Genomic DNA, 16088 nt, shown 5'->3' on the forward strand with positions numbered 1-16088 from the left:
ACAATGAAAACTTACACATTTGGAAAAGAAACCGTTCCAGTTGCTATAGCCAAAGACATAATCGTTGGAAGCGTCTTGGAGAAGAACTACAAAATAATGCTGGCGAGGATCAACGGAGAGGAAATCGTCGAAACCCGCTTTCTGGCCGGCAAAAACGAGTGGGAAGGGCAGGGCGTAGCGGAATTAGATGACGGCTACATAATTGGAGGTGCTGTCGAAGGAAGGGCTACCTCTGACGGAGGAAATGGCTGGAAGGCCTACGTCGCGAGACTTGATGGAAGTTTGGACGTCCTCTGGAAGCAGAAGATTGAGAGCAGGGACAACGGAGTAAACCGCTCCGTTGTTCCAATCGGCGGGGCGATCTTCATCGCGGGCGAGACTGGAAAGCCCGACAACAAGAGGTTTTTCATAGGGAGATTCTCGATGAACGGCGAGCTTCTCTGGCTGAGGGAATTTGGGTGCTGGGAGGATGACTCTTTACCACTCTGCTCCAATCCGAGGATGGTCTAAAGCTCATCGGGAGCGTTAAAGAGAACGGCTGGAATGTCAAAGCCTTCGAGTTTACCAAAGACGGCGAGCCGCTCGGTGAAAAGGTTCTCACCGAGGGAATAGCACTGAACGCCTGCCGGTGGCAGGGAAAGCTCGTCCTGGCCGGCTACCGCGGGGAAAACTTCTGGGTTCAGGTTGGAGAGGGGGAAATCCAGCTCGGTGAGGGAAGCGCTACCACGCTGCTGCCAATCGGAAATAAGCTCCTCGTTGGGGGCGAGCTTGAAGGGGATGCCGTTGTGGTCGAGGTTTCCGGGGAAAGAGAGCCGAAGATAATAGAGCTCTGGGAGAACGGATGGGTGGAGGTTCTCTCCCAGACCCTCGCGCTCGGTGTTAAGGGCAGGGAGATGGTCATCTTTCCATTCTGAGCATTCTTACGCCCGTATAACAGGGCATTAACCCTCGGAAGCATCACCTTTTGTCTCTTCCATCCCCTTTTCAGCGAGGTAGACAATGATGGAAAGCAACGCTCCACCCCAGAAAGGCAGGAGTACTAGAAGGGCCGAGGAACCCTTAAACTCGGGTTTCAATGCTATGAACGTCGCGTCCCACAATCCGTGGACGATGATTAGTGGTTCTATCCTCCTGAAGGTAAGCCTGTATGAAGAGAGTATCAATGCCGCGATGAGCTGGCTTATATTAATTCCAGCGGCGAAGTGAAAGAGCCAATGTATTGTTGAATTTCCGAGGAGGGCAACCCAACTGCCGAAACGTTCCTCAAGGGACGCGAAGAGAAGGCCTCTGAAGAGAAGCTCCTCAACGAGGCCCACTGTGATGAGAAAGTTCAGGAAGTAGAGGATGAACTTCCAGAGTGGCATGGCATTGTGGGGGAGAAAGACCACAACTGCAAGGGGGAGTACGAAGAAAGCGAAGGGGAAGAGAACGTGTTTGGCAAAGCTGAACTCCCCGCCGAGACCGAGCTCTTCCCGGCTGTAACCTGAAAGATTTAGGACGGCAAAGACAATGAAGGCTACCTCCCCAATGCAGAGAAACCTCCGGGCCGGGCCCAAGTTGATGAACTTGTTTGAGACCACCATCGCGCTCAGTCCAATGGTCAGCAGGAAGCCTTTGAACCATCTCTCCATTTTGAACATGAGTGAGTTTTCGCCAAATATTTTTAAGTTTTTTCATATTACACCTTTCAGTGAGGAGAGCGTTGAGATGTTTGCGCTTGTACTAAATGCGAGAAGGCTTTAGGAGGTAGGACGAGGAAGAAACCGATATCCTTTGCTCTCATTACCTATTACATCGCCTGAAAAAGGAGCACCCTGAAGTTCCAGACATTCACCTGGTTTTTAAACTTCATACTGTAGGTGATGAAAATGAGACCCGTAATCCTGAAAGGCAAAAAGGTCTCTCTTGGGATACTCCTCCATGATGACCTAAAGAAGAGCTGGGAGTGGTTTAACGAGAGGAGCACGGTTAGGAATCTCCTCAACTCGGCCCACTTCACGCTCCCCGAAGATGAAGAGGAGTTCTACGAGGAGCTAAAAAAGAACAAGGACAAGATGCCGACGTTCGCAGTGATAGAAAACGGGGGAGAAAAGCTCATCGGGATAGCGGGCTTCAACTGGATCAACTGGGGGGCAAGGTGGGGGGATACTCTACTACCTCTCGCCGGAGGAGAGGGGGAAGGGCTACGGGACGGAGGCGGTAAAGCTCCTCTGCGAATACGCCTTCGCTCACCTCAACCTCCGCAAGGTCTGGGCGAAAGTCCATGAGGACAATCTGCCATCAATCAGAGTTCTCGAAAAGAACGGCTTTGCTCTCGCCGGCAGGCTGAGGGAGCACGTCTGGAGCGACGGGAGATACCTCGACGAGCTGATATACGAGAGGTTTAGAGAGAACTATGAACGACCCGCCAAAACAACTTGAAAGGGAAATTTTTAGATGAAAACAGAGTGGCTACCTCCTGGAAAACCTGAAAAGCGTCTCCCTAAGCGGCGTGGACGGGTTGAAGTAGTTAACCAACTCCTCAACAATCTCATCAGGAAGGCCGCTCCCCACAAGTTCCCTCCTGAACCGCCGCTTCGCCCGATTTGATACCCTAACTATGCCAGCCATCCTAAACGCCAGCACTGGCAGTCGAAGAAAAAAGTGAAAGAGCCCCAAGCTCACTCCTCCTTTCGCTCATCCCCTCCGGGGCCCCGCGGGGGGCCGGGAATATTTATGTTTCCGAAGCCACCCTTCCCAAAGCTGGCCAAAATCTCCATGAGCTTCTTGCCGGGGTTTATGCTGTCCATGTACTCCCTCGTCAGCTCAAGGGCCGCTCCCCTGTCCATCCCCGCCTCAGCCAGGTTCTTGTAGAACTCGGCCACGCTCCTGCCCATAGCCTGAACCCTCTCCGGGCTGTAGAGCTCATTGAGGAGCTCCTTGAGCGGCACGAGGATGTCCTCTATCATGTCCCCTACCTTGTCCATGATGGCCGGGATTTTCTCAAGGTCTTTGTCGCCCTCGTAGGTCTGGATGAGGTCTTCCACGATCTCGGCCTTCTTTTTGAGGAGCTCGACCTCCTCCTCGGTCTTTGCGTTCCTTATCCCCTCGACCAGCTCGTCGAGGAGCTCCTCCAGCTTCTTCGGGGTTCCCATCTTTTCGTCCACCATATCAACCACCTCAATAATCGTTAGTCTGGTCAAACCTAATCGGCATTCCGATCATTTCGAGCCACTTTTTGACCACTTCGCGGGAGAGTGCATAGACCTTTCCCCTCTCACCGGGAACCTCGACAACGATGCCGAGCTCAACCAGCTCCCTCAGCTTTGTCCTGACCGTGTTCCGAGAGGCCTTTCCGCGCCTGCCCTTCAGCTCCCGCGCTATCTGGCTCATGTTCGCCCTCTTCAGGTCGAAGAGGATACGAACAATTTCACGCGATATGGGGTCATGCTTTATCTCAGGGACGGCAACTTCTATGCCAAGCCCGCCGTACTGGGCGTAGAGGTTGATGAGCCTCAGATAGGCCTGCGCCATCTGGGAGACCACTGCGAAGCTCTCCCTGAGCTCCTCAAGTGCCTTTCTGAGCTCCTGGACTTCCCTGGTGAGGTCATCGTCAGGCATGTTTAAGGATAGGGTGGTCAATCCTTTAGTCTTTCCGGTCAGGGGTGAGCAGAAGAGCAAAGGTTTATACACTCCAACCCAACAAAAACAGAGTAGTGGGTCTATATGAAAAAGTGGCACGGACAAATAATTTTCGTCAGTTTAATGATTCTTTTAATCGCGGCGGTCATCCTATACATGAAAGAGGATACCCTGCTTAGCCATCCTCAGGCTGAGACATCTGAACTCGTCTTTTCCTGCGTTCCCCCTGGATACGGTGAGTTTAGCTCCAACCTGATTTTCTTGGACAAAACGGTTATCACACTTAAACCCGGGAAAACCGTCACGCTCATTGGTGTCCTCACAGGAAAGGCCTTCCACGTTGGGAACGAGACATGCTACTATGATGGCAACGTAACGCTTAGGGCTTATCTTGGCCCAAAAACTTCAAAGTCCGCATGGAGCTATATAGGGGAAAAGCTGACGAAGGTAGAGGGATTGGATGTCAAAATTGACCCACAGAAGTTGTGTTTAAAGCCCAACGAAAGAGCCGAGTTCAAAATTGAGATAACACCTCAAAAAGCGGGGACTTACTACCTCTACATAGTTGCCGTTGGAGAAAACGGCTGGAAGAGCTGGGATGTGATTGAAGTTGAGGTAAGTTAAAAACTGGCTTCAGCTTAAGAGGGATTGGGTTAGGTTAAAGAGCTTTTCCGCTTGGGCATCATTCAGCCCTTTCACTCCCCCATTCTGGAGTATCGCGTTTATTTCCCGGGATATCTCGTTGATAATCTCAACATTGTCGGATACTTTCTCCCGAGGATTTGGACTGTTCATGGCCGTGTGGAAGTAAATTTCCAGATTACTGGCCGCCACGTGGAGCCTCCAGTAGCTCTCATCTCCATCCAACAGATAGAGGGAGAACGCTGCCTTTTCCAGCGTCACGGAGCAGTAAGCGTATCTGCCCAGCCTTTCCCTAAGGACATCATTGCTCACGTTGTTTTCGAGCATGATTGCGATGGCGTTCATGTCTTCAAGGCAGAAAAGGGCGGTGTTTGAAACCCCAAACAGCCCGTTCACAGCGGCCTTAACCTCTCTTTCCCCCTGATGGTATAAGTAACCGAGGGACGCGGCAACGACCAAGAGCACGGCGATGATGAGCGACGCAATGCGCCCCATCAATACCACCGGGCGTAATTGGGAAAGGCCTTAAAAGGTTTTTCTCTGATTCTTCCCGACATTTGTGTGGCTTCCTTGCGGTGGATTGGCATGCATTGGAACAGCTCTGTCGTATGTTTGTTTTGTTAAGTTCTCCACGGCCCAAAGGGAATAATCTAAGTAGGACTTCCTACCATGGTGCCGTATGTTAGTTATTGTGTAATTCCCAGCCCTTAAATTACTCTTCAAAGTTATTTCACTTTAATCTCAGCCGTTCTCGGAAACGCCGGTATTACAAATTACTTTTTTTTTCTGAGTGATTTTACGCATATAAGATAGAAACCTTTAAATAATCTGAACGCACACAATATTATGAAAAAACCTCTCTGGCGATGTCAATGCGACGGAAATTATTAAGTGTTTTGTTGCTTGGTGTATTGGTTTTGGGCTCTTTTGGGAGTGCAAGTATTGTTAAGGACAGCAATGACAAAGCTTGCCAGCCCGTGAATTACTGGGTTTTTGAGAATGGACAGTGGGTTCAGAAGAGCGAGCCCAGAGTCTGGCGGTACTGCCAAGAGCCTGAGAAAGCCAGAGGTTTTGAAGGGTTTGCATTCAAAGAAATGCCCTATGGCTTGTTCAAGAAACGGACCCAATGGCTTTGCACCAAGCTGCAAGGGATTTAATGGAGTTGGTAGGAATTAATGAACTCAAGGGGAAATTCTCAACAAGTTTGCCTTCTTACGGTGGGATGTTTATTAACGAGGAGAAAGGATTAATCTTCGTGTATGTGAAGGATGAGAAAGATAAGGAGGAACTCAAACAGGCATTAGGAAAATACAGAGGAAAAGTGAACGTAGTATTCCTAAGAGGAAAATATAGCTTTGAACAGTTAGTAAAGTGGAAGAACTTGGCTTTAAATCTTGACATTGAAAAACTCGGTATTTCAGGCATTGACGCTGATGAGGCCCACAATATGCTAACAATAGAACTTACAAAGGTAACACAAGAAAAGCTAAAGACTCTTGAACATGAATTGGACAGACTGAGGATACCCAAAACAGCCATACGAATAGAAGAAGTTGGAAGAATGTCACTTGATAGTTCCCCTACTGAAGTGTTTGATCCCCTCATTGGGGGAATTGGCATTCGGATAAGCCCAGGGGATTCTTCAACATGTACTCTTGGATTCACCGCGAAAATCAGTGGTGAGGATTACTTTGTAACTGCGGGCCACTGTGCCGGATTTGGAAATACAGGAGATTCGGTATATCAACCCTGGGGTAATGGTTCATGGCGCAAAGTTGGTATAGTATTCAAAAATCCTCCCCTCAGGTATGAAAACGGGAACCATGTTAGAGAGAGTGACAGTTTGTTAGTAAAAGTTTCTGGAAGAGGGATAGCTCCGCAAATTTATTCCGGATGGGAAGTTGAAGGAACCACAATAAGTGTAGTTGGGTTATATGTGTGCAAATTCGGAATAGGGACAAGAGAAACAAATTGTGGTCATGTTATGAAAACAAATAAGGTCTCAGTGCTAAAAGGGAACATTTTAATTACAGATACTTCCGAAGTCGTAGGGATGGAGCATGCAGGAGGGGATAGTGGGGCACCGGTGTTCGTGAAGCCGTACTATACTCCGAGTACAAGGATAGTGGGAATTCACTTCGGCGGAGTGGAAGGGACAACAATCACAGGTTTCAGTGAAATTGACGGAATATTCCGTGAGCTGGGAAATATGAGGTTGCATACAATGGGTAAGCGCTCGATAATAGCCGTTTCCATTCTTCTTTTGCTATTTTTCGGAGCTTTTGTATTTTCCCGAGCAATGAAAACGGCCGAGATTTATGTGACCGTCTATTATCCTGGAGAACTCGAGGCTGATGGCTACTACGTAAAAGATGATCAAATAACTCTGAAGTTCCACGTCCTCAAGGGTTCTGAGGGCCTCAAAGGGCACTTCGAAAAGTTCAAAATTCGGTGCTTTCTCTGCAACCTCGACCTTGAGAACGCAACCGTTGTGGTTGATATTGATGGAACACCTTTGTATCCAACCTGCAGAGATTACATCATGAGTTTCGACAAAGGGGGTAACATCAAGGGAATGCACTATGTCGTTAGTCCTTACAACTTGACCGAGATTGCGAAGATTAGGATTTTGGAAGGATACGGATTCAGAGAGCTAAAATTTGAAAATAATACTCTGATCGTTTTATTATCCCCTGGAAATGGTGAAGAAGTTGAGATTATTCGGTCAAATATCATAGCAGAACACCAGAAAGGGCTTGAGAGGGGATGGATAAAGGTTGTTTATACTGATGGAAGTAAAAAATGGGAGGGTAGAGTGTACAGCATGGGAAAAGGGGAGTGTCCGGTGCTCATCGAGGCAGGTGACTCCTAAACCAAGGCGTGAGTCCAAAATTTACTTTCGTCATAGAGGTCTCTGGCTGTTACTACATCTCTGTTCATCCAGGAAGTACCCAGAGAGACAAAAGCATAAAATCTAAGGCATTAACATATTTATCAGGTGAAGCCTTATGAAACCCATCATCCGCGAGGCCAAGCTTGAGGATAAACCCTTCATAGAGGAGATAGCGAGCCTGACGTGGGGTGGTGAGGACTACCTGGCGAGGGTTTTCGATGAGTGGCTCGGCGATAACTTCTACGTCCTTGAGGTCGATGGAAAGGTTATAGGCACGGCTAAGCTGACGCTTCTCCCGGGAAAGGTCGGCTGGCTGGAGGGACTGAGGGTTCATCCGGACTACAGGGGCAGGGGCTACGGGAGGAAGCTCCACAGCTTCATGCTCGAACTGGGCGAAAGGCTCGCCCGTGAGGGGGAGATTGAGGCCCTTGAGTTCTCCACGTACTTCCTGAACAGGGAGAGCATAGCAATGGCAAAGAGGGACGGATTCTCGATAACCGCGAAGTTCTTCAACCTGGGGGCGAGTGTGGAGACCTTTGAGCCGGAGAGGGCGGGGAGGACGGAGCTGAGTATGGAGGACCTTGCCTTTGGCATCATCCCTCTTGGCTGGAAGTTCGTCCACAGAAGCGGGGAAGCCCTCGACTGGCTGAGGGAAAAGGGTGAGGTGTACGAGATCAACGGCTTCAAGTTCCTTGCCCCGAAGGGCGAGGTTACCTTCACTCCGCTTTCCACCGGTCTGGCGTGCTTAAAGGCTATGCTTCCCGGAATGGCGTGGGTTGCACGAGAGAAGGGACGGGGAGAGTTCGACATCATGATCCCCAGCGGCATGAAACCAGTCCTGCCGGGACTGAAGAGGCTCGGCCTCTTCCTCTGGGACGAAACCGAGGAACCGAACGTGCTGGTATTCAGGAAAAAGCTGGTTTAAACGTGGAAGCGAGGAGAAGCTAAATGAGGATCAAACTCCTTGAAACCGATACTGAGCTAAGAAAATGCCTTGAGATTGCCAAGGACCTGCCGGAGTGGTTCAACGAGGCCGGGCTTAGGACGATGAAGCGCGACCTGAGAAGTGAAAAGACGTTCATAGCCGTTAATGACAGGGAGCAGGAAGTCCTCGGTTTCATAATCCTCAAGCCCCTCAACGAAAAAGCCCTTGAAATCCTCTGGATGGCCGTTAGGCGGGAGCTGAGGGGTAAGGGGATAGGTACGAAACTGCTTCGCTTCGTGGAAAACTGGGCAAAAGGGGAGGGTTTCGAGCTCCTCGTCGTCAAGACCTCGGGCGACCTCTCGTATAAGCCCTACGACGAGACGAGGCGCTTCTACGAGCGGAGGGGCTTCGTCAGGATAGCGCTGATTGACCCCTACCCCGAGTGGGGCGAGCCGGCGCTGATTTACGCCAAATGCCTGAGAAACGTTTAAAAACTCCAATCGTAACATGAACGGGGCTTCAGATGCGCTGGAGCGAAGTTCCGCGAGATGCTAAGGCGTACATGCTCTACCACACGCTCATCGCTCCCGGTTTAATAGTCTGGATACTCTTCCCGCTCTACCTAATGGAGACCGGCTACTCCGTTCTTGAGGTCGGGGCGTTCTTTACCGCCATAAACATCGTCGCGGTTCCCCTAACTTATCTCTTCGGCCGGCTCTTCAACCGCTGGGATATCAAGAAGGGCCTTATAGTTATAGACCTCCTCGACGGCATCGCCTACGTTTTGTATGGCCTCGCCAAGGGCGCCGTCGCCCCGCTAATACTCTTCGCCGGAAGAACCGTGGAGAAGCTATCAACCGTGCTTTACCCCCTCTACAGGGCCTACGAGCAGATAATCTACCCCGAGGACAAGTACGAGGAGATATTCGCATGGCACCTCCGTCTGCCGGAGATAGCGAGGCTGATAACCTTCCCGGTTCTCGGCTATATCTTCGGCTACCTCTATCCCGGCGCGGAGAACTACCGCTGGGCGTTCGTCTTCTTCGGCCTCTTTTCAGCCGTAACTGTTGCCTACATCTGGTTCTTCCTGCCCCCGGTCGGCAGGGAGGAGAGAATAACGCCGGAGGGCTTCACGTTTAAGGCCGGCGAGTTCAAGCTCCTGCTGGCGTTCGAGGCTTTGCTGACCCTCGCCTGGGCTTTAGCTCCAGAGCTGGTGCTCATCAACTACGTCGTCTTCGTGCTTCACAAGACAGTGTTTGAGGTAACGCTGATAGCCTGCGCGAGCAGTCTGGCCTCAATAATCGGCACCTACGCAAGCGAGAGGGTTCCGAAGGGGAAGGGATTCCAGGTCATAGGCCTCGGGATGTTCATCAACGCCCTCTATGCCCTCGTGATGGCTCTAGCACCGCCCTTCTGGCTTGTGTTGGTCATCTACACGCTGGGAGACTTCGGAAACACCCTCTGGTTCCCCTTCTACCGCTCCTGGCAGTTCTCATTGATTCCAAAGGAGCGCACCAGCGAGTTTCATGCGGCGATATCGAGCTACAACAGGCTTATCGGCCTCTTCACGCCCTTCGTTGCCGGAGCACTGGCAAGCCTTCACGCGACGCTCCCGTACGCGGCGAGTCTGGTGCTGTTTTTGGCGGCTGGAGCTATGTTCTGGTGGCTGGCTGGGAAAGGTATCTATTCAAAAACCGCGAGTTAGGGACGTGATAGAAACGAGCGAGGTCGTGATTTCGAAGAGGGACGTGCTGGCCCACGAGAGGCTGAGGGTAATCTCCGAGCTTGCCCTGATACGCGAGAAAATCAAGCTATTTGAGGAGAAATACGGGATGAGGTTTGAAGAGTTCGAGAAAAAATCAAAAGCTCGGAGGAGTCCTTTGAGGCATGGGACGACTACATTGAGTGGAAAGCCTACGTAAAGAGACTGGAAGAGCTTAAAAGCAGGCTCAGAGAGAGTTAGAGTTGCTTGAGAAGAGCTTAGCAGTCAAAAGCTACGAGATTCTAGACTACAAGCAGGGGGACAGTTTTTACTTTCTGAAAATCAGGGTAGAACTGATAGATAGAAGCGTTCTTTACATCAGGGAATTTGTATCGGAAGAAGATTACAACTACTCTTTCCAATGGCAGAAAAACGGAAAACTTATAGTCCGCTGGGACAACGCGCCCCATCACAAAAACGTAGAAACATTTCCACATCATAAGCACGTCGGTTCCAAGGATAACGTTCGGCCTTCCAAGGAGGTTTCACTGGAGGACGTTCTGAGGATCATTGAAGAAAAATTGAAGAGGTAGAGAGCTCAAAACTCCGGAATCCTTATCGGCGCCTGGAGCTCCTTCTCGTTCTTCTCAAGGTTCGTGGCGAGCATTTTTATCCTCTCGCAGCCCTTTATCTCCCTGATGAACTCGGCCACGCTCTTTGGAACCAGCTCCTCCCAGGGTTTTCCTTCAACCATGCGCTTCCTTATCTCTGTGGCAGAGAGGATGTCCTTCCTGAACATGGGCTGGACGATGACCTCATAGCCCTTCTCGCGGAAGAGCTGTGCAACCAAGGAGTTGCCGGTGAAGACGACGTCGAAGCGGGGAACCATGCTCACCACGTAGGCCGCCCAGATGGCGTTGAAGTTGATGTCCGGGAGCGGAATCAGGTAGTAGCGTTTGTCCATGCCGGCCTCGTTCAGGGCCCTGATAAGCATCTCCATCCTCTCGCTCGTCGTGAAGGGGTTTTTCAGCGTATGGCTCGCCTGGGCGCTTCCGATGCCTATGATGACCTCATCGACCTGTGAAAAAACGAATTCGAGAGCCTTTATATGGCCGTTGTGGACCGGCTGAAACCGGCCGACGAAGAGGCCGCGCTTGACCATGATAACCACCTCGTTCAATCTTTCTGAACGACTCGTTCAGTTTCGCCGAACGAATCGCCCGTGATAAGGGCTATCCCCTCCGAGCTGGCAGGGAAGGAAAAGTCCACATCAGGGGTCACGAGTGCCAGCCCATAGAACTTCGCGGTGGAAAGTATTAGGGCATCGTTGGGGAGCAGGCCGTAATTTAGAATAAACTCAAAGGCTTTTTCCTCGATTTCCTCCGTAAGGGGAAGCTCCGAGAAATTGTCCCTGAGATAAAGATACACCTTCTCAAGTTTGTCACGGTGTTTTTCAATCGCCTCAGGATTGCCCCTCAGTGTAAGGTAGCTCTTACCAGTAACGAGTTTCAGAAAAACAAAGGGGACTTCACTGAAAATTATTGGGTTTATGAACTTCGGGTCGTTCTCAATTGACTGAAGCAGTCGCTTGGCAACGGGATTACCCTTTAGAGCCTCAATGATAACCGATGAATCAACCAAAGAGCTCCTCATAGGCCTCCAACCTCAACTCCTTAGCACTCTTTTCGCTCCTGACGATGCCGAACACCTCATCGAGTGTAACCCTCGGTCCCTTTCTTTCCCCTTCGAACGCTTTAACCAGTGCCTTTACTTCCCGCTCAAACAGTCGCTCCATGCCATCTGGAACACGAACCCGAATTGTTATTTCCCCATTCCTTTCACCCAAATCAATTACCACTATTCTCCTCAAAACGCTTTCTAAATCAACCTCACCCTGACCTCATCCCCAACCTTCAGACCGAGCATTTCAGCGGCGCTCCCCTGGTTGACGGCTATCTCAAGGTAGTCGTGGCTTCCTGGGAGAGCCAGCAGTTTGCCGGGCTCCACCTGGCCGTAGGTGTCCAGATAGGGTATTTTGAGCCCCAGATCAACCAGCTCGACTTCCCCGGGCCTTCCGTAGTCCTCAAGGTTCAGTATGACGTTGCCAAAGTCGTCGACGTAAATCACCTTGAGCAGCCAGAGGTCGTCTTCCTTTCTCGGCTCGATGTCCAGCCTGATTAAGCTTTCCAGAGGAATCTCGCTTCCGAGCTTATCCGGCTCGACCCATGCATCAAGCAGGGCACCAACCGGCCCAAAGACGTCCCTTCCGTGGAAGGTCGAGCTTATCCCCCACTTCGTGAAGCGCTTCACCTTCTCAAAGTCTATCTCCCAAGCTTTCCTCGCCTTAATGTGCTTGAGCGGAAGCGTGGCCAGGCCGTTGTCCGGAACGACGAGGAACTGCTCGCCCTCGATTATTATTGCTTTTCTCTCGGTTCCAACGCCGGGGTCTATAACGCCAACGTGAACCGTCCCCTCGGGGGAGTACTTGACCACCTGCTCCATCACAAAAGAGCCCTCAAGAATGGAATGCCGGGTTATTGAATGGCTGACGTCAACGATTACCGCCTCCGGGTTGAGCCTCAGCATGGCAGCCTTCATCTCTCCAACATAAGGGCCCCTAAGGCCGAAGTCAGTCGTCAGCGTTATCATGGGCACCACCTAAAGCTTATTAACGGTTGGGGCTTTAAAGGGTTTGGAAGATGGTCATGAGAAGGCTGATCCCCCTCCTGCTGATTCTCATCGTGGTGGTTTCGGGCTGCCTCTTCAAACCACCGGCCGAGGTGAGGTTCTCCGTTGACAGAACTCTTGTACGGCCGGGCGGAACGATTCACGTGATGATCCTTGTCAACAACACCGGCAAAGTTGGCCTTACCGGTGCGACGCTTGTCCTGGGCGATGACAGCTTCCAGATACTCCAAGAGCCAAAGTTCCCGGAGATACTCCCTGTAGGAGATGCAGTGCAGCTTGTCTGGATTCTGAGGGCGCCTATGAAGCCCGGAGTTTACAACCTGAAGCTGTCCCTTGAGCTTACAGACGAGCTCAAACGCTCCTGGACGGGCTTTTACGGACAGTTCAGGATAACGGTATCGAGCGAGGCCGGGCCATCAGACGAGGTCGAGGTCAGCGTGGAGGCGCCCAGGATGATCGGCGGTGGAGAAACCGCAAACCTAACGGTGGTAATCAAAAACAAGCTCGATGTCCCGGTGGAGCTCCGTGACCTCAGCTTCAACCTGTTCAACGGCATGAAGGTCGTAAGCGCCACAGCCCTCCCCGCAACGGTTGACGGAAAGGGGGAGGTCAGGGTAAGCTACACGGTAAAGGCTCCCTACGCCTACCGCGAGGGGTACATCTCGGCGATCCTCAAGTACGCGATAAGCGGCGCCGAGGGCAGCACCGTTAAAAGCTTTCCAATGAAGGTGGTGTGGAGGCCATGGAACCAGAGCAGTGAAATCCTCAAAGAGGCCTACGGTCTGAAGTACCACTGGGTAACCGACGGATACATAGTTGACGGCTACTGGACGGAGCGCTACAACTCAACGTCGGAGTTCAACAGGATCGAGTTCAGGAACATCACCCTTAAGATAATAGGGAACTCCGAATCCGAGTTCCAGGCCGCGGAGGCAATATACGAATGGATGATGAGAACATATTCCCTGGGCGATACAACTTCCAGCCTCGAACCTTCAAAGATACTCCAGCAGGACAGGATAAGCTACGCCGAGGCACAGATACTGATCACTGCTATGCTCCGCTCGGTGGATGTTCCGGCGAGGATAATAACGCTCTCGAACGGAACAGACTGTACAGCGAGGCCCATGACGGAGTTCTACACCGCCGACGGCTGGTACATAGTGGACGTGAGGCACGGGTTCGTCGGCTCGATTGACGAGTACATCGCCAGCCCGTACTTCCCGAAGGTTTACCAGCTTGTGACTAGGGATGGATACCGGATAGTCGCCCAGGCACCGGCCACTCTGAAAGGACACGAACACGTCGACGTCACCGGCGATTTCCTCGCGAACTTGGAGGACAGGCTCCTCAAGATAGTGAATGAGAGGCTGAACCCCGAGCTCCGCTCAAAGCTCATGATAGTCATGAACAACCTCGATGAGAACGAGAGGCTATACGCCCTCTTCATCTTTGCCTCAGCACCCAGCGAGGATGACCTGAACAGGGTGTTGAGCGAGTACAGCACGGACAAGATAGAGCAAGACGTAAAAACCATGTACGAGTTCTATAAGGACATGAGCTGGAGGGACGACTTTACCAGATACTGGAAGATATTTGCGGGGGAGGTGTGATGATAGCCGTTCTAAGGCTCGGACACAGGCCCGAGAGGGACAAGCGGATAACCACCCACGTGGCACTGACGGCGAGGGCCTTCGGGGCCGATAAAATAATCATTGCAGCCGAAGAAGACGAGCACGTCAGGGAGAGCGTCGAGGACGTTGTCAGGAGGTGGGGAGGGCCCTTTGAGATAGAGTTCAATCCAAGCTGGAAGAGAATTATGAGAGAATGGAAGGAAAAAGGCATAATAGTCCACCTCACGATGTATGGGGTTCACATCGACGACGCCGTGCCAAGAATCAAGAGCGAGCTGAAGGATGACCGGGACGTTCTCATCGTGGTCGGTGCCGAGAAGGTGCCCAGGGAGGTCTACGATATCTCCGACTACAACGTCGGCGTTGGGAACCAGCCCCACAGCGAGGTTGCAGCCCTGGCGGTCTTCCTGGACAGGCTTCTGGAGGGCGAAGGCCTGAGGAAGAGCTTTGAGAACGCTAAGCTGAGGATAATCCCCCAGGAGAAAGGCAAGAAGGTAATCGAGCTGGAGTGAGGGTTAGGGATGGTGCTCAATAACTACCGCGAAAACGTCAGGGGTTACCTTGAAGCCATCGTCCGACCCCTCGCGAGGGCCGGAGTTACGCCAAATCAGATAACCGTCCTCGGCCTGCTGATAAGCCTCACCGGTGCTTACTTCTTCTACCGCGGCGAACAGGTCATCGCGGCACTCGTTCTGCTCTTCGGCTCGCTCATAGATGCCCTCGACGGAACGCTCGCAAGATTAACAGGGAAGACGAGCCGCTTTGGGGCCTTCCTTGACTCCACCTTCGACAGGATAAGCGACGGTGCTGTGCTCTTCGGAATAGCCCTTGGCAACCTCGCCGACTGGCGCGTTGCATTCATCGCCTTCATGGGAAGCTACCTGGTGAGCTACGAGAGGTGCAGGGCCGAGCTGGCCGGCTCAGGAAGGCTGGCCGTTGGGATAGCCGAGAGGGCCGAGAGATTGCTTATAATAATCATCACCGCGCTCTTCGGCTACGTTGAGTACGGTGTCTACGCCGTCGCAATCCTTTCGTGGATAACCGTTCTCCAGAGGCTCTACGCGGCCTACCAGAGGCTCAGGGAGTGAAAATAAAGGGGATGACGAGAATTTCGCTAGGTGAGGCTCCGCCGATGAAGAGCCCTGCCGTTGCCGACCCTTGCTGTCCTTCTTTTTATTGTCTGGATGACCTACTTTCCATCAGGCTCCTTACGATTTCGACTACCTCGTCCAGCTTTGAAACCACAAAGTCACATTCCCTCCACAGCCCCCGCTTTTCTCCATTCAGGTCGAGGAGGACACTCATCATGCCGACCTTCTTGGCCCCAACGCAGTCCTTTGACGGGTTGTCGCCGACGTAGATGGCCTCACCTGCTTCAACGCCCGCCCTCTCAAGCGCCAGAAGGAAAGGCCCCTCATGGGGCTTGTAGAAGCCCGCATCCTCGCTGGTCGTTATCGAGTCAAAGAGGCCGTAGATGCCGAGTGCCTTCAGGTGGGCCTCGATGTAGTCGTTGTCCGAGTCGGTTATGATTCCGACGTGGAGGCCGAGGTCTTTGAGGGCCTTAACCGTCTCAACGGCGTCGGGAAAGAGGCCCCCATAGCGCTCGTGCATGGCAATGCTTATCTCCCAGAAGTCCTCCGGAACTGTAAAACCGTAGCGCTCGGCCACCTTCCGCATGGCCCGGGTGTCAACGTCCCGGATTTTGACGTAGGGCTTGCCGGCCAGCTCCTTGAACATCGCGGAGCTTTCAGCCTCGTACTCCTCCCAGAGCCTCATGTAATCGAGGTCTTCCCTCCCGGCCTTTTTGAGTACCTCCCTCACGATGTTCTGATGGGTAACGTTTTCGCCCTCCTTCGTTATGAGCGTGCCCACGAAGTCAAAGAAGACGGCCTTCATCGAGACCACCGGAGGGTATTGGGTGCGGACGTTAAAACACTTGCCCGGCAGAACGACAAGTTGAACTCTAAAATCCTTCAAAAAGTT

The 16088-nt window shown here is 52.0% G+C and carries 23 protein-coding genes; 13 read left to right on the plus strand and 10 right to left on the minus strand.

What is annotated here, in order from left to right:
* The first annotated feature begins 3 nt into the window (after positions 1 to 3).
* A complete protein-coding gene (locus tag A3L14_RS11960; protein ID WP_232473324.1) occupies positions 4 to 510 on the plus strand; it encodes a hypothetical protein in 507 nt (168 codons plus the stop codon).
* 275 nt (positions 511 to 785) lie between these two features.
* Positions 786 to 914 carry a hypothetical protein gene (locus A3L14_RS12025; protein WP_257789381.1) on the plus strand — a complete coding sequence of 43 codons (129 nt, stop codon included), beginning with the start codon at positions 786 to 788 and terminating at the stop codon, positions 912 to 914.
* A 27-nt stretch (positions 915 to 941) separates the two neighbouring features.
* Here A3L14_RS12025 and A3L14_RS08865 read toward each other — a convergent pair whose 3' ends face one another.
* The gene (locus A3L14_RS08865; protein ID WP_055430341.1) at positions 942 to 1640 is read right to left on the minus strand and encodes a CPBP family intramembrane glutamic endopeptidase; all 699 of its coding nucleotides are present in this window, start codon (positions 1638 to 1640) and stop codon (positions 942 to 944) included.
* A gap of 505 nt (positions 1641 to 2145) precedes the next feature.
* Between A3L14_RS08865 and A3L14_RS11965 the strand changes: the two genes are divergently transcribed.
* The gene (locus A3L14_RS11965; protein ID WP_232473458.1) at positions 2146 to 2421 is read left to right on the plus strand and encodes a GNAT family N-acetyltransferase; all 276 of its coding nucleotides are present in this window, start codon (positions 2146 to 2148) and stop codon (positions 2419 to 2421) included.
* 30 nt (positions 2422 to 2451) lie between these two features.
* Here A3L14_RS11965 and A3L14_RS08875 read toward each other — a convergent pair whose 3' ends face one another.
* From A3L14_RS08875 to A3L14_RS08885, 3 genes are read right to left on the minus strand one after another with little or no spacing between them, the layout of a single operon-like run.
* Complete coding sequence (locus A3L14_RS08875) at positions 2452 to 2658, minus strand: hypothetical protein (RefSeq protein ID WP_232473326.1); 207 nt, start codon at positions 2656 to 2658, stop codon at positions 2452 to 2454.
* 2 nt (positions 2659 to 2660) lie between these two features.
* Entirely contained in the window at positions 2661 to 3149 is a 489-nt protein-coding gene (locus A3L14_RS08880) for a hypothetical protein (protein WP_088886126.1), read from the minus strand.
* A 10-nt stretch (positions 3150 to 3159) separates the two neighbouring features.
* Complete coding sequence (locus A3L14_RS08885) at positions 3160 to 3600, minus strand: BlaI/MecI/CopY family transcriptional regulator (protein WP_055430338.1); 441 nt, start codon at positions 3598 to 3600, stop codon at positions 3160 to 3162.
* Positions 3601 to 3705: 105 nt separating this feature from the next.
* Here A3L14_RS08885 and A3L14_RS08890 point away from each other — a divergent pair, with 105 nt between their 5' ends.
* On the plus strand, positions 3706 to 4245 hold the full coding sequence (locus A3L14_RS08890; protein WP_055430337.1) for a hypothetical protein: 540 nt from the start codon (positions 3706 to 3708) through the stop codon (positions 4243 to 4245).
* Between the two features lie 9 nt (positions 4246 to 4254).
* Here A3L14_RS08890 and A3L14_RS08895 read toward each other — a convergent pair whose 3' ends face one another.
* A complete protein-coding gene (locus A3L14_RS08895) occupies positions 4255 to 4758 on the minus strand; it encodes a hypothetical protein (protein ID WP_055430336.1) in 504 nt (167 codons plus the stop codon).
* 661 nt (positions 4759 to 5419) lie between these two features.
* On the opposite strand from A3L14_RS08895, the gene A3L14_RS11970 reads away from it, so the two are divergent.
* The 6 genes from A3L14_RS11970 (at position 5420) to A3L14_RS08930 (ending at position 10376) form a co-directional block, all read left to right on the plus strand.
* On the plus strand, positions 5420 to 7135 hold the full coding sequence (locus A3L14_RS11970) for a S1 family peptidase (protein WP_232473328.1): 1716 nt from the start codon (positions 5420 to 5422) through the stop codon (positions 7133 to 7135).
* Positions 7136 to 7271: 136 nt separating this feature from the next.
* Positions 7272 to 8081 carry a GNAT family N-acetyltransferase gene (locus tag A3L14_RS08910; RefSeq protein ID WP_055430334.1) on the plus strand — a complete coding sequence of 270 codons (810 nt, stop codon included), beginning with the start codon at positions 7272 to 7274 and terminating at the stop codon, positions 8079 to 8081.
* A gap of 23 nt (positions 8082 to 8104) precedes the next feature.
* Entirely contained in the window at positions 8105 to 8572 is a 468-nt protein-coding gene (locus A3L14_RS08915) for a GNAT family N-acetyltransferase (RefSeq protein ID WP_074631130.1), read from the plus strand.
* A gap of 32 nt (positions 8573 to 8604) precedes the next feature.
* Positions 8605 to 9786, plus strand: a complete 1182-nt coding sequence (locus A3L14_RS08920; RefSeq protein WP_055430333.1) for an MFS transporter — start codon at positions 8605 to 8607, stop codon at positions 9784 to 9786.
* Positions 9787 to 9790: 4 nt separating this feature from the next.
* The gene (locus A3L14_RS08925) at positions 9791 to 10003 is read left to right on the plus strand and encodes a hypothetical protein (protein WP_232473329.1); all 213 of its coding nucleotides are present in this window, start codon (positions 9791 to 9793) and stop codon (positions 10001 to 10003) included.
* 43 nt (positions 10004 to 10046) lie between these two features.
* Complete coding sequence (locus A3L14_RS08930; RefSeq protein ID WP_055430332.1) at positions 10047 to 10376, plus strand: toxin-antitoxin system TumE family protein; 330 nt, start codon at positions 10047 to 10049, stop codon at positions 10374 to 10376.
* A gap of 5 nt (positions 10377 to 10381) precedes the next feature.
* Here the strand turns inward: A3L14_RS08930 and A3L14_RS08935 are convergent, their stop codons facing one another.
* The 4 genes from A3L14_RS08935 to A3L14_RS08950 are packed head-to-tail and all read right to left on the minus strand — an operon-like array spanning position 10382 to position 12432.
* Positions 10382 to 10945, minus strand: a complete 564-nt coding sequence (locus A3L14_RS08935) for a nicotinamide-nucleotide adenylyltransferase (RefSeq protein ID WP_055430331.1) — start codon at positions 10943 to 10945, stop codon at positions 10382 to 10384.
* A 14-nt stretch (positions 10946 to 10959) separates the two neighbouring features.
* Positions 10960 to 11436, minus strand: a complete 477-nt coding sequence (locus A3L14_RS08940) for a type II toxin-antitoxin system VapC family toxin (RefSeq protein WP_055430330.1) — start codon at positions 11434 to 11436, stop codon at positions 10960 to 10962.
* On the minus strand, positions 11417 to 11641 hold the full coding sequence (locus A3L14_RS08945; RefSeq protein ID WP_143597767.1) for a hypothetical protein: 225 nt from the start codon (positions 11639 to 11641) through the stop codon (positions 11417 to 11419). The genes A3L14_RS08940 and A3L14_RS08945 overlap by 20 nt, the downstream gene beginning before the upstream one ends.
* Positions 11642 to 11661: 20 nt before the next feature.
* Positions 11662 to 12432, minus strand: coding sequence for an SAM hydrolase/SAM-dependent halogenase family protein (locus A3L14_RS08950; protein WP_055430329.1), 771 nt, complete (start codon positions 12430 to 12432; stop codon positions 11662 to 11664).
* 50 nt (positions 12433 to 12482) lie between these two features.
* Here A3L14_RS08950 and A3L14_RS08955 point away from each other — a divergent pair, with 50 nt between their 5' ends.
* Genes A3L14_RS08955 through pgsA form a run of 3 tightly spaced genes read left to right on the plus strand, consistent with a single transcriptional unit; the run spans position 12483 to position 15193 of the window.
* Positions 12483 to 14084, plus strand: coding sequence for a transglutaminase-like domain-containing protein (locus tag A3L14_RS08955; RefSeq protein ID WP_055430328.1), 1602 nt, complete (start codon positions 12483 to 12485; stop codon positions 14082 to 14084).
* On the plus strand, positions 14084 to 14617 hold the full coding sequence (locus A3L14_RS08960; RefSeq protein ID WP_055430327.1) for a tRNA (cytidine(56)-2'-O)-methyltransferase: 534 nt from the start codon (positions 14084 to 14086) through the stop codon (positions 14615 to 14617). Before A3L14_RS08955 ends, A3L14_RS08960 begins: the two co-directional genes overlap by 1 nt.
* A gap of 9 nt (positions 14618 to 14626) precedes the next feature.
* Complete coding sequence (gene pgsA, locus A3L14_RS08965) at positions 14627 to 15193, plus strand: archaetidylinositol phosphate synthase (RefSeq protein ID WP_055430326.1); 567 nt, start codon at positions 14627 to 14629, stop codon at positions 15191 to 15193.
* Positions 15194 to 15278: 85 nt separating this feature from the next.
* Here the strand turns inward: pgsA and A3L14_RS08970 are convergent, their stop codons facing one another.
* Positions 15279 to 16001, minus strand: coding sequence for a TIGR02253 family HAD-type hydrolase (locus A3L14_RS08970; RefSeq protein WP_055430325.1), 723 nt, complete (start codon positions 15999 to 16001; stop codon positions 15279 to 15281).
* Between the last annotated feature and the right edge of the window lie 87 nt (positions 16002 to 16088).

Source organism: Thermococcus thioreducens, from assembly GCF_002214545.1.
Taxonomy (GTDB): Archaea; Methanobacteriota_B; Thermococci; order Thermococcales; family Thermococcaceae; genus Thermococcus; species Thermococcus thioreducens.

Excerpts from the sequence above, each read along its gene's own strand:
- A3L14_RS08910 (WP_055430334.1), top strand. The coding sequence starts at position 7,272 with ATGAAACCCATCATCCGCGAGGCCAAGCTTGAGGATAAACCCTTCATA.
- A3L14_RS11970 (WP_232473328.1), top strand. The coding sequence starts at position 5,420 with ATGGAGTTGGTAGGAATTAATGAACTCAAGGGGAAATTCTCAACAAGT.
- A3L14_RS08940 (WP_055430330.1), bottom strand. The coding sequence starts at position 11,436 with ATGAGGAGCTCTTTGGTTGATTCATCGGTTATCATTGAGGCTCTAAAG.
- A3L14_RS08895 (WP_055430336.1), bottom strand. The coding sequence starts at position 4,758 with ATGGGGCGCATTGCGTCGCTCATCATCGCCGTGCTCTTGGTCGTTGCC.
- A3L14_RS08960 (WP_055430327.1), top strand. The coding sequence starts at position 14,084 with ATGATAGCCGTTCTAAGGCTCGGACACAGGCCCGAGAGGGACAAGCGG.
- A3L14_RS08935 (WP_055430331.1), bottom strand. The coding sequence starts at position 10,945 with ATGGTCAAGCGCGGCCTCTTCGTCGGCCGGTTTCAGCCGGTCCACAAC.
- A3L14_RS08885 (WP_055430338.1), bottom strand. The coding sequence starts at position 3,600 with ATGCCTGACGATGACCTCACCAGGGAAGTCCAGGAGCTCAGAAAGGCA.
- A3L14_RS08950 (WP_055430329.1), bottom strand. The coding sequence starts at position 12,432 with ATGATAACGCTGACGACTGACTTCGGCCTTAGGGGCCCTTATGTTGGA.
- A3L14_RS08920 (WP_055430333.1), top strand. The coding sequence starts at position 8,605 with ATGCGCTGGAGCGAAGTTCCGCGAGATGCTAAGGCGTACATGCTCTAC.
- A3L14_RS08890 (WP_055430337.1), top strand. The coding sequence starts at position 3,706 with ATGAAAAAGTGGCACGGACAAATAATTTTCGTCAGTTTAATGATTCTT.
- A3L14_RS08880 (WP_088886126.1), bottom strand. The coding sequence starts at position 3,149 with ATGGTGGACGAAAAGATGGGAACCCCGAAGAAGCTGGAGGAGCTCCTC.
- A3L14_RS08865 (WP_055430341.1), bottom strand. The coding sequence starts at position 1,640 with ATGTTCAAAATGGAGAGATGGTTCAAAGGCTTCCTGCTGACCATTGGA.
- A3L14_RS08955 (WP_055430328.1), top strand. The coding sequence starts at position 12,483 with ATGGTCATGAGAAGGCTGATCCCCCTCCTGCTGATTCTCATCGTGGTG.
- A3L14_RS08915 (WP_074631130.1), top strand. The coding sequence starts at position 8,105 with ATGAGGATCAAACTCCTTGAAACCGATACTGAGCTAAGAAAATGCCTT.
- A3L14_RS08970 (WP_055430325.1), bottom strand. The coding sequence starts at position 16,001 with ATGAAGGCCGTCTTCTTTGACTTCGTGGGCACGCTCATAACGAAGGAG.
- A3L14_RS11960 (WP_232473324.1), top strand. The coding sequence starts at position 4 with ATGAAAACTTACACATTTGGAAAAGAAACCGTTCCAGTTGCTATAGCC.
- pgsA (WP_055430326.1), top strand. The coding sequence starts at position 14,627 with ATGGTGCTCAATAACTACCGCGAAAACGTCAGGGGTTACCTTGAAGCC.